Origin of the sequence: Dictyoglomus thermophilum H-6-12, assembly GCF_000020965.1 — a bacterium.
GTDB lineage: Bacteria > Dictyoglomota > Dictyoglomia > Dictyoglomales > Dictyoglomaceae > Dictyoglomus > Dictyoglomus thermophilum.
In genome coordinates, this window is the sequence record NC_011297.1 from 304295 (window position 1) to 319140 (window position 14846).

General features: G+C 34.4%; 15 protein-coding genes. 14 read left to right on the forward strand and 1 reads right to left on the reverse strand.

All coding sequences use genetic code 11. The features are described 5' to 3' along the window. Positions 1-7 precede the first annotated feature (7 nt). Genes DICTH_RS01380 through DICTH_RS01425 form a run of 10 tightly spaced genes read left to right on the forward strand, consistent with a single transcriptional unit; the run spans position 8 to position 9517 of the window. Positions 8-1015 (forward strand): ABC transporter permease, encoded by a 1008-nt coding sequence (locus tag DICTH_RS01380; RefSeq protein WP_012547000.1) that lies wholly within the window; start codon positions 8-10, stop codon positions 1013-1015. Continuing rightward, positions 1012-1968, forward strand: coding sequence for an ABC transporter permease (locus DICTH_RS01385; protein WP_012547601.1), 957 nt, complete (start codon positions 1012-1014; stop codon positions 1966-1968). The genes DICTH_RS01380 and DICTH_RS01385 overlap by 4 nt, the downstream gene beginning before the upstream one ends. A 22-nt stretch (positions 1969-1990) precedes the next feature. Then, on the forward strand, positions 1991-2365 hold the full coding sequence (locus DICTH_RS01390; protein ID WP_012548455.1) for a sensory rhodopsin transducer: 375 nt from the start codon (positions 1991-1993) through the stop codon (positions 2363-2365). Positions 2366-2420: 55 nt separating this feature from the next. Further along, positions 2421-4805: an alpha-ketoacid dehydrogenase subunit alpha/beta gene (locus tag DICTH_RS01395; RefSeq protein ID WP_236608273.1), complete on the forward strand. Its 2385-nt coding sequence runs from the start codon at positions 2421-2423 to the stop codon at positions 4803-4805. 17 nt (positions 4806-4822) lie between these two features. After that, positions 4823-5083, forward strand: coding sequence for a biotin/lipoyl-containing protein (locus DICTH_RS01400; protein WP_012548607.1), 261 nt, complete (start codon positions 4823-4825; stop codon positions 5081-5083). A gap of 13 nt (positions 5084-5096) precedes the next feature. Then, positions 5097-5801, forward strand: coding sequence for a dihydrolipoamide acetyltransferase family protein (locus tag DICTH_RS01405; protein WP_012547723.1), 705 nt, complete (start codon positions 5097-5099; stop codon positions 5799-5801). A 2-nt stretch (positions 5802-5803) separates the two neighbouring features. Next, positions 5804-7075 carry a zinc-binding dehydrogenase gene (locus tag DICTH_RS01410; RefSeq protein ID WP_012548570.1) on the forward strand — a complete coding sequence of 424 codons (1272 nt, stop codon included), beginning with the start codon at positions 5804-5806 and terminating at the stop codon, positions 7073-7075. Then, the gene (gene srlD, locus DICTH_RS01415) at positions 7068-7865 is read left to right on the forward strand and encodes a sorbitol-6-phosphate dehydrogenase (RefSeq protein WP_012547005.1); all 798 of its coding nucleotides are present in this window, start codon (positions 7068-7070) and stop codon (positions 7863-7865) included. Before DICTH_RS01410 ends, srlD begins: the two co-directional genes overlap by 8 nt. A 4-nt stretch (positions 7866-7869) precedes the next feature. Next, entirely contained in the window at positions 7870-8859 is a 990-nt protein-coding gene (locus DICTH_RS01420; RefSeq protein ID WP_012548276.1) for a sugar phosphate isomerase/epimerase family protein, read from the forward strand. Further along, on the forward strand, positions 8849-9517 hold the full coding sequence (locus DICTH_RS01425) for a class II aldolase/adducin family protein (RefSeq protein ID WP_012548754.1): 669 nt from the start codon (positions 8849-8851) through the stop codon (positions 9515-9517). Before DICTH_RS01420 ends, DICTH_RS01425 begins: the two co-directional genes overlap by 11 nt. On the opposite strand, the gene DICTH_RS01430 is transcribed toward DICTH_RS01425, so the two are convergent. Then, entirely contained in the window at positions 9518-10243 is a 726-nt protein-coding gene (locus DICTH_RS01430; protein WP_012546961.1) for an SDR family oxidoreductase, read from the reverse strand. A 191-nt stretch (positions 10244-10434) separates the two neighbouring features. On the opposite strand from DICTH_RS01430, the gene DICTH_RS01435 reads away from it, so the two are divergent. The 4 genes from DICTH_RS01435 to rhaI all read left to right on the forward strand — a co-directional run bounded on the left by DICTH_RS01435 (position 10435) and on the right by rhaI (position 14846). Further along, positions 10435-11703, forward strand: a complete 1269-nt coding sequence (locus DICTH_RS01435; protein ID WP_012548031.1) for an ABC transporter substrate-binding protein — start codon at positions 10435-10437, stop codon at positions 11701-11703. Between the two features lie 80 nt (positions 11704-11783). After that, entirely contained in the window at positions 11784-12692 is a 909-nt protein-coding gene (locus DICTH_RS01440; protein ID WP_012547238.1) for a carbohydrate ABC transporter permease, read from the forward strand. 3 nt (positions 12693-12695) lie between these two features. Further along, a complete protein-coding gene (locus DICTH_RS01445) occupies positions 12696-13541 on the forward strand; it encodes a carbohydrate ABC transporter permease (protein ID WP_012547243.1) in 846 nt (281 codons plus the stop codon). A 111-nt stretch (positions 13542-13652) separates the two neighbouring features. Beyond that, positions 13653-14846, forward strand: a complete 1194-nt coding sequence (rhaI, locus tag DICTH_RS01450; protein WP_012547977.1) for an L-rhamnose isomerase — start codon at positions 13653-13655, stop codon at positions 14844-14846.

Genomic DNA, 14846 nt, shown 5'->3' on the forward strand with positions numbered 1-14846 from the left:
GGAGAAGATGGGAAGAGTGGGTTCTGTAAATGAGCTAAAGGAGAAGACTTATGATATTTCAAGGTTAAGAGAGATCGGAATAATCTTTCCTCTTTTTCTTTTTGGACTAATTATAGCATTGAGAAATCCTTATTTTATAAGCTGGGAAAATCTTCGTTATATTTTTCTTGACGCATCTATATTAACTATTGTGGCTGTAGGGGAAATGATGGTTATACTTACTGGTGGAATAGATCTTTCCGTAGGTTCCAATCTTGCTTTAACTGGAATGATAGTATCAATGCTTTATAGAGACTTACCCAATTTCCCTGTAATATTAGCTCCTTTGATTGGAATTTTAATTGGAGGAATATGTGGAACTATAAATGGCCTTTTTGTGGCAAAGGGAAAAGTTATTCCTATAATTGCTACTCTTTCGACTATGTATATATTTAGGGGGATTGTGTATATAATTAGTAAGGGAAGATGGGTTAATGCTCATGAGATGCCCGAAGGCTATAAACTTCTTACCCGAGTTGAGATATTAGGTATCCCTATATTGGTAATTTATGCAATCATTGTTTTTTTGCTTTTTTATTATCTTTTGAACTACAAGGCCATTGGAAGGAGTATATATGCTGTTGGAAATAATCCTCAGTCAGCAGTATATATTGGTATTAATAGGGTGAAAGTCTTATTTTTGGTTTATCTTATCTCAGGCATTCTTGCTGGACTTGGTGGAGTTTTATATACATCCCGTTTTGCCTCTGCAGAAAGCAGTGCTGCAATGGGGTTTGAACTTTCTGCTATTTCTGCTGTGGTTATCGGAGGAGTAAAAACTACAGGTGGAGCTGGTAAGATAGGTGGGGTAGTTTTAGGAGCTTTGCTCTTGACAATGATTGTTAATGGGTTGAACGTTATGAAGATATCACCTTTTTATAAGCTTGCTCTTCAAGGTTTAATGTTCTTAATTGCCGTAATTGTAGATTCTTTAATTGCAGAGAGATACCAGAAGGGATATAGGAGGAGAGCATGAAGATAAAACTAAAAATAACATGGGAAATAATACTTCTCATATTAATTATACTGGTCTTTTTAGTAAGTAGTTTTCTCTCACCTTACTTTTTAGATATTGTTAATCTATTAGATACTACTACGAACTTTATGGAAAAAGGTCTTATTTCCCTTGCAATGACTTACATTATCATAAGTGGCAATATAGATATCTCGGTAGCATCTAATATGGGAATGGCTTCTGCTTTTATGGGAGTTCTTCATAGAATGGGAACTAATATTTGGATCTGTGCCCTTATAGGACTTATAATTGCTACCTTAGGGGGTTATTTAAATGGATATTTGATTGTAAGATTTAAGCTTCCCGCTATTGCAGTGACCTTAGGTACCTATGCACTATATAGGGGAATAGCTTATATTTTGCTTCAAGATACAGCTGTAGGCGTTGACTCAGAGAGTTTTATGTATTTAGGTCAGGGTTATATTGCAGGAACACCTATTCCTTTTTCTTTGGTTTTGTACATTATTTTTGCAATCATTTTTGGTTTTATCCTACATAAAACTACTTTTGGAAGATATGTCTATTCCATTGGAAATAACGAACAGGCATGTAAATTTTCAGCAATTCCGGTAGAGAAGATAAAGATAATTCTTTTTACCATTACCGGCTTTATGTCTGGGTTAGGAGCTATTCTTCTTACTTCTAGATTGAGTAGTATAAGACCAGATATTGGTAGTGGCTTGGAGCTTGAGGTTATTGCAACGGTAGTTCTTGGAGGAGTTAGTATTCTTGGAGGATCTGGAAATATGATTGGGGTTGTCTTATCTTTGTTTTTGATTGGTTTTTTAACCTATAGTTTGAATTTGTTAAACATACCAAGCCAGGTGATAACCATAATTATGGGTTCACTTCTTGTAGGGACTGTTCTCATATCTAATTTGTTAGAACAAAGGAGAGTAAAAGTAGGTAAATAAATAGAAAGGTGGTGTAGAGAAGATGGATAGAGAGATAGGAGCAAGGATTTGGCTTATTCCTGATGCTTATTTACCTGAAATTGGTGATCCTAATTTGCCAAGTCACGAATCTACTTGTATTTTAAATGTCAATGACAAGCCTGCTAAGGTCAAATTTACTTTTTATTTTGAAGATAAGGATCCCATAGAGTCCAAGGAGATAATTGTACCTCCAAAAAGGACTTGGCACGTAAGACTTGACAAGTCAGAGGAAATTCTTGGGGTTAAACTTGAGAGAAATGTACCTTTTGCAATAAAAGTAGAGAGTGATGTAAAGATTGTAGTTCAACATTCCAGGCTGGATACTCGGCAACCTAATCTTTCATATATGACTGCTATAGCTTGGGATGTTGATTAACATTATTTAATATTGAGACAAAATAACAAAATAAAAGCTAGTTAAAAAATAGGAGGTGTTTAAATTGCCAAAGGAAATACCTATACTTCCGGAATTTGAACCAGGATATATTGAGGTAGGTGGAAAAATACCTAAATTTCAATACAGAAAATCTTTAAAAGAAGAATTAAAAGAAGGAAATATAACTAAAGAAGAGAGTATAGATCTCTTTAAATGCATGCTTATGATTAGAAATTTTGAGGAAATGATCTATGAGTTAAGAGTTAATAAAGGTAAATATGGAAATATTAGGTATTTATACATAGGTGCTACTCATCTTTCCATTGGACAAGAAGCAGTTCCTACAGGAGGCATTTCGGTTATTAAAAAGGATGATTATATCACCAGTACTCATAGAGGGCATGGTGATGCTATTGCCAAAAGCTATTTTGGATTAAAAGATATGAGTGAAGAAGAACTGATAGCTTTCATTGAGAATAATAGGGAGATTGCAAGTTTTTTGGGCTATGAGTGGAAGAATAAAGATAGAAATACTCTTTATCAATATGCTCTTGATATTGAATTGTTTAAGGCAATAGGAGAACTTTTTGGGAAAGAATGGGGGGCTTGCAAAGGAAGAGGAGGATCTATGCACATTGCAGATTTTAGTGTGGGGCATTTGGGCGCAAATGCCATTGTTGGTGGCAGTATGGGAATAGCAGTAGGATCTGCTATGGCTTCAAGATACATGGAAGATGGTAGAGTAACATTGTGTTTCATAGGGGATGGTGCAATGAATACAGGAATAGCTCATGAGGCAATAAATATGGCGTGTATGTCGCAATTTACCAATGGGCTTATGAGCAAAAGATTTGGAGTTCCTGTAATATTTATGGTTATGAATAATCAATATGGAGAATCAGGGCAACAAAGGGGCGAGGTAACAGGGATAGATTATATTGCAGAGAGGGGTTTTGCATATAGCAAGAATGGTATGAATGCAGAAATAGTAAATGCTATGAATGTACTTGCAGTAAGAGATGCAGTTAAAAGAGCCGTAGAAAAGGCAAGAAAAGGAGAGGGACCAATTCTTCTTGAATTTTGGGGATATAGATTTATGGGACATTCATTAAGTGATACCTTAGAAAAACCAGAAGATGGTACTTATAGGACTTATGATGAACTACAAGCATGGAAGAAATATGATCCCTTAGAGCTTTATGCCAAAGAGTTGATAGATGCAGAAGTGCTTACTCCTGAAGAAATTGAGAATCTGAAAAAAGAATATAGACAGAGAAATGAAAATATTGCTGCAAAGGTAATAGAATCTCCTAATCCGGATCCTAAGGATATGACCAAATATGTTTTTAAAGAGGATTCCATAGATAGTTTTGTACCTGAAAAGTTTAGAAACGTTACTGTGCTTAAGGAACCAAAATTCAAAGATAGAGATCCAGATGTAGAAATAAACTACAAAGAAGCAATTATTGAAGCATTGTATCAAGAGATGAAAAGAGATGGAAGAGTATTAATGTGGGGGGAGGATATAGCTGATTATGGTGGATCTTTTGGAGAGACGAAGGGACTTTTAGAAATATTTGGAAGGGATAGGATATTCAATACTGCCATTTCTGAGGCGGCAATAGTAGGGGCAGGGGTTGGAGCAGCAATGAGAGGTTTGAGGCCTATAGTAGAAATAATGTATATCGATTTTATTTTAATTGCTATGGATCAAATAGCAAATCAGGCTGCTAAGATGCGTTATATGTCGGGAGGACAAGCAGAAATACCTCTCACTATAATAACCACCATTGGTGGTGGTAAAGGGTATGCAGGTCAGCATTCTCAGAGTATCGAATCAATTCTGACTCATTTCCCAGGATTGAAAGTTGTTGCTCCTTCAGATGCTTATGATGCAAAAGGCTTATTGATAGCTTCCATAAGAGATAAAAATCCTGTAATTTATATAGAGCATCAAAATCTACTTCAAGATCCTTTATTACTATCTTTATCAAAGAGAAAGGTTCCTAAAGAAGATTACATAGTCCCTATTGGAAAAGCAGATATTAAGAGAAAAGCTAAAAATTATGATAAAAGTGTGACTGTAGTTTCATGGTCTGCTATGATTTATGCTGTGCTTAAGGCGGCAGAGGAATTAGAAAAAGAAGGGATTGAATTAGAGGTGGTAGATCTTAGAAGTTTATATCCTTTAGATATAGATACCATCATTGATTCTGTAAAAAGGACAGGAAGGTTTGCTGTTGTTACTCAAGCTGTAGAATTCATGTCCTTATCTTCTGAGATAATAACTCAGCTTTATCAAAAAGCTTCGTCTTTTCTTGTTAGGCCACCGATAAGAATAGGTGCTCCTTTCTGCCCTCCACCAGCTTCTCCTGTTCTTGAAAAAGCGTATTTACCTAATGATAAAAGGATTATAGAAGAAATTAAGAAGTTATTTTAAGAAGGAGGTAATAATTTATGGTGAAAAATGTCATTATGCCTAAAGTTAGTGATGTGATGGAAAATGGTACTGTTGCTTCTTGGCTTAAAAAAGAGGGAGATAAGGTAGAAAAAGGCGAGCCTTTATTAGAGATTGAAGTAGAAAAAGCAATAATGGAGATAGAAAGTGAATATGACGGTTATTTAAGAAAGATATTGGTAAAAGAGGGTGAAACAGTACCTGTAGGTACCATTTTAGCCTATATTACTGATACCTTAGATGAGAATATACCTGAGTAAGGAGGTTTAAACTTTGAACGAGAACAATGTAAGCAAGAGAATTCCTTTAAATACTGTAAGAAGAACTATTGCCGAAAGATTATCAAAAAGCAAGCAATCAATTCCTCATTTTTATGCTGTAGCTGAAGTTGATGCTACAAATTTAGTTGAAGCAAGAGCTAATTTTGTCAATGAGAAAAATATAAAGATTTCTTATGATGATTTCATAATTAAAGCTACAGCCCTTTCTATGAAAGAATTTCCATTGATAAATGCTCGTTTTAGAGAAACAGAAATAGAGCTTTTAGAACACATAAATATTGGTTTTGCCGTAGCCTTAGGAGAAGAGGGTGTAGTAGTACCTGTTATAAGAGATGCTGATAAAAAGGCTATAACTCAAATATTTGAAGAAAGGATTTCTCTTGTAGAAAAAGCAAGAAATAGAAAATTAAGAGTAGAAGATATCTCTGATAGAAGTATTACCGTGAATAATGTAGGCGTATTTGGAGTGAGATCAATACTTGCTATAATTAATCCTCCAGAAGTAGCTATTGTTACATGTGGGGCTATTCAGGATAGAGTGGTGGTAGTTAATGGGGAAGTAAGAATCAGAAAGATGATGGATATAACTCTCTCAGCAGATCATAGGGTAATAGATGGAGCATATGGATCTAAGTTTCTTATGAAAATAAAGGAATTTTTAGAAAGTCCTGATTTATTAGTAAGCAGGGAGGAATAAAGATGGAGACAATAGCTTTGAGAATGTATGGAAAGATGGATTTGAGACTTGAGAAATTTGAACTTCCTCAGATTAAGGAAGATGAAATACTTGCAGAGATAATTTCAGATACTAGTTGTCCTTCAACCTATAAAGAAATTTTACAAGGGCCAGATCATCCAAGAGTTCCAAAAGATGTGGACAAGAATCCTGTTATTGTAGGACATGAAATGGCAGGGGTAATTTTGAAGGTAGGATCTAAATGGAAGGGTAAATATGAGGAGGGTCAAAAGTTTACAATTCAACCTGCCTTACTGTATGAAAAGGGTCCTGTAGGAGTGTTAAGCGCTCCAGGCTATTCATATAAATATTTGGGAGGTCTTGCCACAAAGGTTATTATTCCTAACGAGGTTATGGAACAAGATTGCCTTTTAATTTATGAAGGAGATGCCTTTTATAAAGCATCTTTAGTAGAGCCTTTGTCTTGTGTCGTAGGTGCTGTAAATGCTCAATATCATACTAAGGAAAATTCTTATGAGCATATAATGGGGATAAAACGTGGTGGTAAGACTGCAATTCTTGGTGGTGCAGGACCTATGGGACTTGCTTTCCTTGCTTATCTTATCTATGGTCCTCAAAATCCAAGCTTACTGGTTATTACTGATATTGATGATATGAAATTACAAAGAGCTATGAGAGCTTTTCCTAAGGAAGAAGTGAATAAAAGAGGAATAGATATTAGATTTGTAAATCCAACGAAAGATCAATCTTATAAAGATATAAGATATGATGACATTTTTGTTTTATATCCAAGTCCTAAATTAGTAGAAGAAGCGGATTCTCTTCTTGCTAGAGATGGTTGTTTAAATTTCTTTGCGGGGCCTACCGATCATAACTTTACTGCTTGTGTTAACTTTTATAAAGTCCATTATGATAAACATCATTTTGTGGCTACATCTGGTGGTAATGCTGATGATATGAAAATAGCATTAGATCTTGTGCAAAGAAAAATAATAGATCCTTCTCCTATGATTACTCATGTAGGTGGTTTGAATGTGGCAAAGGATGTGCTTTTGAACTTTCCTAACATTCCGGGTGGTAAAAAGTTGATCTATACTCATATAAGATTTCCATTATCAGAAATAGAGGATTTTGAGAGATTAAGTGTAGAGGGACCTAAAGAGTTGAGAGATATATATAGAGATTTAGCTCAAATAGTGAGAAGTAATAACGGCTGGTGGTGTAAAGAAGCTGAAGAATATTTATTGACAAGGGGGGAGAAAATAGATGTGTGAATGTCAAAGATTAAAAGATAGGGTTGCGATTGTTACAGGTGCAGCTCAGGGGCTTGGAGAGGCTCTTTCTTATAGACTTGCTAAAGAGGGATGTAATGTAACTGTGGCTGATATAAAAATAGAAAAACTTCAAGAGGTAGCAAAAAGGATTGAAGAAGAATATGGCAGAAAGGCTCTTGCGGTGAAGTGTGATGTTACCAGCGAAGAAGATGTAAAAAATATGGTAGAAAAAACTGTTGAGGCCTTTGGAAAGCTTGATATAATGGTAGCCAATGCTGGTATTTTGATTGCTCATGATATTACGGAGTTTCCTCTTGAGGATTGGAAGAAGGTAATAGATGTTAATTTGACAGGATATTTCCTTTGTGCAAGAGAGGCAGCAAAAGTTATGGTAAAGCAGAAGTCTGGAGTAATAATTCAGATCAATTCAAAATCTGGAAAAAAAGGAAGTTTTAGAAATTCTGCTTATTCCGCATCAAAATTTGGAGGAATAGGATTTACTCAAAGTATTGCATTAGATCTTGCACCTTATAACGTAAGAGTGGTAGCGGTATGTCCAGGGGATCTTTTAGATTCTCCACTATGGAAGGAAAGCCTTTATGATCAGTATGCTAAGAGATTAGGAATAAGTAAAGAAGAAGTAAGAGAAAGATATTTAAAGCAGGTGCCTCTTGGTAGGGCGTGTACTTATGATGATGTAGCAAATGTGGTAGTATTTCTTGCTAGTGACGAGGCCTCTTACATTACTGGCGATGCAGTAAATGTAAGCGGTGGCGTAGAAATGAGGTGAAGAGATGAAGGTACATATAGATATTGGTATTAATGGGGCTTTTTTGACAAGAAGATGGGAGAATCCTGAAAATTTTATAAAACTCACTAAAGAGTTGGGATATGATTATCATTCCTTTTGCAGTGATGTTTTAGATCCATTCTTTAGTGGTGATAAATCTTATCAAATAGAAACTGCTAAAGAGGTAAGAGAGTATGCGGAGAAATATAAGGTTGAGATATGGGATTATTATACTGGAATGGCAACTCATAGGTTTCATGGTCTATCTCACAGTGATGAAAGAGTAAGACAGAGGATGAAGGAATGGATAATATCTGCTATGGATATTGTTAAAGAAATGGGGGCAAAATATCTCGGAGGGCACTGGGATGCTTTGTCGGTGGAAGTTTTGCAAGATCTAGAAAAGACGAAAGAAAGGATCGAATATGTTTATAAGACTTTTAAGGAACTTGCGAAGATAGCAAAAGAAAAAGGTCTTTTAGGTATATCTAATGAACAGATGTATATACCCAGTGAAAAGCCCTGGACTCTTAAGGAGGCTGAGGAATTTCTTATTGAGGTAAATAAGGAAAATGATGGTGTTCCTGTATATATAACCATTGATGTAGGACATCAAGCTGGAATGCATTATGGTCTTTCTGGAGAAGATTTGTCCTACGAGGAATGGCTAAAAAGGTTTGCAGTATTCTCTCCTATAATTCATTTACAACAGACTACAAGAGATGCTAGTGCGCATTGGCCCTTTACAGAAGAATATAATGCTATAGGTCATGTAAAGATCGATAAAGTTCTCTCTGCAATTGAATACTCTTTTAAGCATTATAAGGAAAATCCTGTTTCTCAATATTTGAGGCCTGTAGAAGAAATTATTCTAATTGTTGAAGTTATTCCTTCATCTACAAAAACTGAGGAAAAACTTTTAAAGGAGCTTAAAGAGACTGCTGAATATTTAAGAAAATATATTCCGCAAGGAGGCATTTATTATGAATTCTGAGGTAGAAAAAATAAAAAGGGAGCTTGTAGAGATAGGAAAAAGAATAGCGCAAGAAAATTTAATTGTGGGACCTGGAGGAAATATTAGTGCAAAAATCGAAGATAAAGTATATATAAAGGCAAGTGGTGTTTCTTTTGAGGATGCTACTGAAGATGATTATATTGGTGTTGATTTGAATTCAGGTAGAGTAATTGAAGGTGATAAAAGGCCATCTTCCGAAATATGGATGCATCTTGAGTGTTATAAAGTAAGAGAAGATGTTAGGGCAGTGGTGCATACTCATCCTATATATTCAATTGCTTATGCTTTTCAAGATGAACCTTTAAAATTATTTACACCTGACATGGTAGCTCTTCTTGGAGGAGAGATTCCTGTGGTGGAATATGTGGTGCCTGGTGGTAAAGAATTTGCAAGGGTAGTTGGAGAGGTTATAAAAAATCATAATGGTGTTCTTGTTAAAAATCATGGATTAGTAACTGTAGGAAGTAATCTTAAAGAGGCGCTTTACAGGACTCTTCTAATTGAAAATTCTATAAAGACCATATTCATAGCAAAATTATTTGGTAATATGCGCTTCTTTACAAAAGAGCAGATTGAAGAAATTGATAACTTAGAGGTGGAAAAATATAGAAGAAAACTATTAAAAGAAAAGGGTTAATTATCTCCAAGGAATATTATCTTTTCTTCTTATTTGGATCTCGTCTATAACAGCATTGTTTCTAAATTTTAATAAGAAGACAATTATTTCTGCGATCTCAAAAGGCTGAATTAGTGATGCTTTTTGAAGGTCAGGTCTTACTTTATTTACAAGATCTGTTGCTACACCACCTGGCGAGATTAAGTGTACTCTTATCCCATATTCATATACTTCTTGAGCAAGAACTTTTGTAAACCCATGTAATGCATGCTTTGAGGCTGTATAAGCACTTTGATTTACATAACCCTTATATCCTACCACCGAAGATATATTTATAATTGTTGGAATTTCTGAGTTTTTCAGATAAGGGATAGCATACTTACATAAAAAGTAAGGGACTTTTGCATTAATAGTCATTATCTCATCCCATTCTTCTTCTGAGGTTTCAATAAGAGGTTTAGATAGGGCTGTTCCTGCATTGTTAATTAGTATGTCTAATTTTCCAAAATATTTTATTACTTCTCCTACCACAATCCTTGGTGCATTTTTCTCCCTTAGATCTATAGGCAGTGTGAAGACGTTTGTATTTTCCTTCTCTAATTCTTCTTTGAGTTCTTTTAGTCTCTTTGCGTCCCTTGCTATAAGAGCAAGATTAGCTCTTTCTTTTGAGAGTCTTCTTACTATCTCTTCGCCTATCCCTCTGCTTGCACCAGTTATTAGAATTATTTTATTCTCAAGACTTATCATGTCTTTATTATAACAAATCTATTTATCTTCTAAAATGGTTCTCTGATTAAAACTTGACATTAATGAAAAATTAAAATAAAATATAATGCAAAAAAGTGCAAAGCTATTGCATAATATACAAAGGGGGTGATTAAAAGATAAAAGTTTTTTCTAAGGTAATCTAAAAATAACTTTAAAGGGGGATTTTTAAAATGAGGTTTAAAAAGTTTATTGTTCTATTTCTTCTCCTTCTTATTGTTTTTACTGTAAGTTATTCACAACAACCTATAAATTTGAGAGTTGCTTGGTGGGGGAGTCAAACAAGACATAACCAAACCTTAGAAGTGATAAAGCTTTTTGAGAAAAGGTATCCTTACATAAAGATAACTCCTGAGTATACTTCTTGGAGTGATTATTGGACTAAACTTAATACTCAAGCTGCTGCTCAGAATTTACCCGATGTTATACAGCATGATTATCAATATATAACTGAATGGGTAAATAGGGGACTTCTTTTACCTTTGGACGATTTTGTAAAAAATAATGTTATTAACCTCAAAGATGTAGCTCCTAATTACATAAAACCTGGGATAGTGAATGGTAAACTTTATGGTATTAATTTAGGAGTAAATGCATTAGGATTAGTATATGATCCTGAGATTTTTAAACAAGCAGGAGTTCCTACCCCAAAGAACGATTGGACTTGGGATGAATTTAAGGATACAGTAATTCGAATAAAAAATAAATTAGGAATTTATGGTGTAGAAGGTTTTACAGGTCAGATAGAATGTTTCAAAATATGGTTAATTGAAAATGGAGAGTGGTTATATGCTTCTGATGGAAAATCAATAGGATTTAGCAAGGATACATTTGTAAAATGGTGGAAGATGATGTTGGATATAGAAGATGCAGGTGCAGCTCCTAATATTGCTGTAGATGTTTCAAGAAGTGGTCTTGGAGTAGAAGACCAGTTTATTGTAACCAAGAAATCTGCTATGTCTCTTGCTTGGAGTAATCAACTTATTGCTATATCAAGAGCAGCAGGTAGACCTTTAAAAATGGTTCTTTTCCCAAGACTTGATAAAAAGTCAAAATCTGGTACATACCTTAAAGCCTCAATGTTTTTCTCTATTAACGCAAGGACAAAATATCCTAAAGAATCAGCTATGTTTATAGACTTTTTTACTAATAGTTTAGAAGCTCATAAAATAATGAAAGCAGAAAGAGGAGTACCTATATCAAGCAGAGTCCAAACCTTCTTAAAACCATATCTTGAAGCGCCTCAGAAAGAGGCTTTTGCTTTTGTAAAACTTGCCGAGAAAGAAGGTTCTCCTACACCACCTCCTGATATTCCAAAACATGCTGAGGTATCTAATAACGTCATAGCACCTATCTGGGAACAGATTAGATATAAAAAGATCAGTATAGAGGATGCCTACAATAATCTAAAGAAAGAGGCAGAAAGAATATTAAATAGATAATTCTAATTTCATTAAGGGGGGAAGATATGATTCTTCCCCCCTATTTTTTATCCTAAATCAATAGGGGGAGTATTAGGAATATGAGATTATCTAAGAAAAAGATGTCTAACATTATTGCAGGATATTTTTTCATTTCTCCGTGGATTATTGGATTTTTAGTTTTTATTCTTTTTCCGCTTGTAGCTTCTTTCCTTTTGTCCTTTACTAAATATGATGTATTAGGTACTCCTAAATTCATAGGATTGGAAAATTGGCAGAGAATGTTTTTTGAAGATAGACGTTTTTATAATGCTTTGAGAGCAACTTTCAAATATGTGGTTTTTGCTGTACCTTTTAGATTATTGTTTGCATTTATAGTAGCATTGGTTTTAAATTTAGTTGAACATAAGATTATAAGGTTATATCGTGCAATATACTATGTTCCATCTCTTGTTGGGGGAAGTGTTGCTGTTGCTGTAATGTGGAAACAAATCTTTGGAATGGATGGACTTGTAAATTATATTTTGCAAAACTTTTTTGGTTTTTCAGAAAAGATTATGTGGCTTGGTGATCCTCGCTTTGCTATATGGACTTTGATTTTGCTTGCAATGTGGCAGTTTGGATCTCCCATGCTTATATTTTTAGCAGGATTGAAACAGATACCTGTAGAACTTTATGAGGCAGCTTCTATTGATGGAGCAAGCTTTTGGAGACAACTTTTTAAAATTACCATACCCCTCTTAAGTCCTGTAATCTTTTTTAATCTTGTCATGCAAACTATTGGAGGATTCATGGTGTTTACTCAAGCATATATTATAACTGGAGGAGCACCTCTTGATACTACTTTGTTTTATGCTCTCTATGTATACCAAAAAGCCTTCAGAGATTATGATATGGGATATGCATCAGCTATGGCATGGTTTATGTTGGTTATTGTTGCTATAGTGACCTTCTTGTTATTTAGGAGTTCTAAAAAGTGGGTTTACTATGAGGCAGGGGAGGTTAAATAATTTATGATAAAAAAATCTTTGAGTTTCTATATAATTTATTATATTTTAATAACTATTTTTGCTTTTGTCATGGTTTATCCTCTGTTGTGGCTTATCGGGTCTTCTTTCAAAACTCATCAGGAAATTTTTTCTAATATGACATCTTTGATTCCTAAAAAAATAACTTTTGAAAATTATATTGAGGGTTGGAAGGGTTTTGGAGGTATAACTTTTGCCACCTTTTTTAAAAATTCATTTATTCTCTCTACTGGAGTTACAATTGGTGTTTTAATTTCCTCTACTATGATTGCTTATGGACTTTCAAGAATAGCTTTCCCTGGAAGAAATTTCTGGTTTACTACTATTATGCTAACTCTTCTTCTGCCGGGACAAGTACTCATAGTACCAAGGTATATATTGTTCTATAAACTTGGTTGGGTAAATTCTTTTAAGCCCTTAATTATCCCAGCCTTTTTTGGGGGACCATTTTTTATCTTCTTAATGATGCAATTTATTAGAGGTATTCCCTATGAATATGACGAGGCTGCCTCTATTGATGGTGCGAGTAAATATCAGATATTCTGGTATATAATTCTTCCTGGATTGAAACCTGCTATTATAACAAGTATTATATTTGCTTTTTACTGGACATGGGATGATTTTATGGGGCCTCTCTTATATTTAAATAAGCCTGAACTTTATCCCGTAGCTCTTGCTCTAAAGGCTTTTGCAGATCCTACTACAATCACAAATTGGGGGGCTGTTTTTGCTATGTCGGTTCTTTCATTGGTTCCTATATTCTTTATTTTTGTGTTCTTCCAAAAGTATATGGAAGCTGGAATTGCTACTACTTCAGTTTCAAAGTTATAGACTCTATTGTTGACCTTTAAAGACTTTTGTGATACTTTTAAAGTAATAAAAAATGAAAATAAAAATTAAAAATAATGGATAAAAAATAAAAATTAATAGGGGGAATTTTTTATGAAAGATTATGAAAAGAGATATGAAATCCTGAGAAAAATGCTGGAAGAAGAGGGTATAGAGGTGGATGAAGTTGAGAAAAAGTTAAAAAGTTTCAAAGTGGAAACTCCTTCTTGGGGGTATGGTAATTCGGGAACTCGATTTTACGTTTTTAAACAGAAAGGAGCTGCAAGAAATGTAAAGGAAAAGCTCCAAGATGCTGCAATGGTGCATAAACTGACAGGGATATGTCCTACTGTAGCTCTTCATATTCCATGGGATATGTACGATGATTGGGATGAACTTTTAAGATATGCTGAGTCTCTTGGAGTAAGACCTGGAGCTATTAATCCTAACCTTTTTCAGGACGATGATTATAAGTTTGGAAGTTTAACCCATCCTGATAAAAGAGTGAGAGAAAAAGCTATAAAGCATATTTTAGATTGCATTGAAATAGCTAAAAAACTTGGCTCAAGGGATATTTCTTTATGGCTTGCTGACGGGACTAACCATCCAGGCCAAGATGACTTTAGATTAAGGAAACATAGATTGGAAGAAAGTCTAAAAGAGGTTTATTCTCATTTAGAACCTAATATGAGGCTTCTAATAGAATATAAGTTTTTTGAACCTGCCTTTTATCACACTGATATTTCTGATTGGGGGACTGCTATCATACTTTCTAAAAAGCTTGGAGATAAAGCCTATGTTCTAGTGGATTTGGGGCATCATCCTCTTGGAACTAATATTGAACAGATAGTTGCTATTCTCCTTGATGAAGGAAAACTTGGTGGTTTTCATTTTAATAATAAGAAATACGCTGATGATGATTTAACTACTGGTTCTATTAATCCTTATGAGTTGTTTTTGATTTTTAACGAACTTGTTTCTGCAGAGCAAGATGGTTTAAAGATGGATATAGCTTATATGATAGATGAGTCTCATAATTTAAAAAATAAGATAGAGGAAATGATACAAAGTGTAGAAAATATATTTAGAACCTATGCAAAAGCTTTAATTGTTAACAGAAAAGTTCTTAGAAAATATCAAGAAGAACAAGATATAGTTATGGCTGAGAATACTTTGGTTAAGGCTTTTGAGACTGATGTAATGCCTTTAATCTACAAGGTTAGAGAGGAGATGGGAGTTCCTCTTGATCCTCTTAAAGCGTTTAGAGAAAGTGGATACATGGAAAAAGTGATTAAAGAGAGAGGATAA

Coding starts and splice junctions, on each gene's coding strand:
- DICTH_RS01380 (WP_012547000.1), top strand. CDS start 8: ATGGGAAGAGTGGGTTCTGTAAATGAGCTAAAGGAGAAGACTTATGAT.
- DICTH_RS01385 (WP_012547601.1), top strand. CDS start 1,012: ATGAAGATAAAACTAAAAATAACATGGGAAATAATACTTCTCATATTA.
- DICTH_RS01390 (WP_012548455.1), top strand. CDS start 1,991: ATGGATAGAGAGATAGGAGCAAGGATTTGGCTTATTCCTGATGCTTAT.
- DICTH_RS01400 (WP_012548607.1), top strand. CDS start 4,823: ATGGTGAAAAATGTCATTATGCCTAAAGTTAGTGATGTGATGGAAAAT.
- DICTH_RS01410 (WP_012548570.1), top strand. CDS start 5,804: ATGGAGACAATAGCTTTGAGAATGTATGGAAAGATGGATTTGAGACTT.
- srlD (WP_012547005.1), top strand. CDS start 7,068: ATGTGTGAATGTCAAAGATTAAAAGATAGGGTTGCGATTGTTACAGGT.
- DICTH_RS01420 (WP_012548276.1), top strand. CDS start 7,870: ATGAAGGTACATATAGATATTGGTATTAATGGGGCTTTTTTGACAAGA.
- DICTH_RS01425 (WP_012548754.1), top strand. CDS start 8,849: ATGAATTCTGAGGTAGAAAAAATAAAAAGGGAGCTTGTAGAGATAGGA.
- DICTH_RS01430 (WP_012546961.1), bottom strand. CDS start 10,243: ATGATAAGTCTTGAGAATAAAATAATTCTAATAACTGGTGCAAGCAGA.
- DICTH_RS01435 (WP_012548031.1), top strand. CDS start 10,435: ATGAGGTTTAAAAAGTTTATTGTTCTATTTCTTCTCCTTCTTATTGTT.
- DICTH_RS01440 (WP_012547238.1), top strand. CDS start 11,784: ATGAGATTATCTAAGAAAAAGATGTCTAACATTATTGCAGGATATTTT.
- DICTH_RS01445 (WP_012547243.1), top strand. CDS start 12,696: ATGATAAAAAAATCTTTGAGTTTCTATATAATTTATTATATTTTAATA.
- rhaI (WP_012547977.1), top strand. CDS start 13,653: ATGAAAGATTATGAAAAGAGATATGAAATCCTGAGAAAAATGCTGGAA.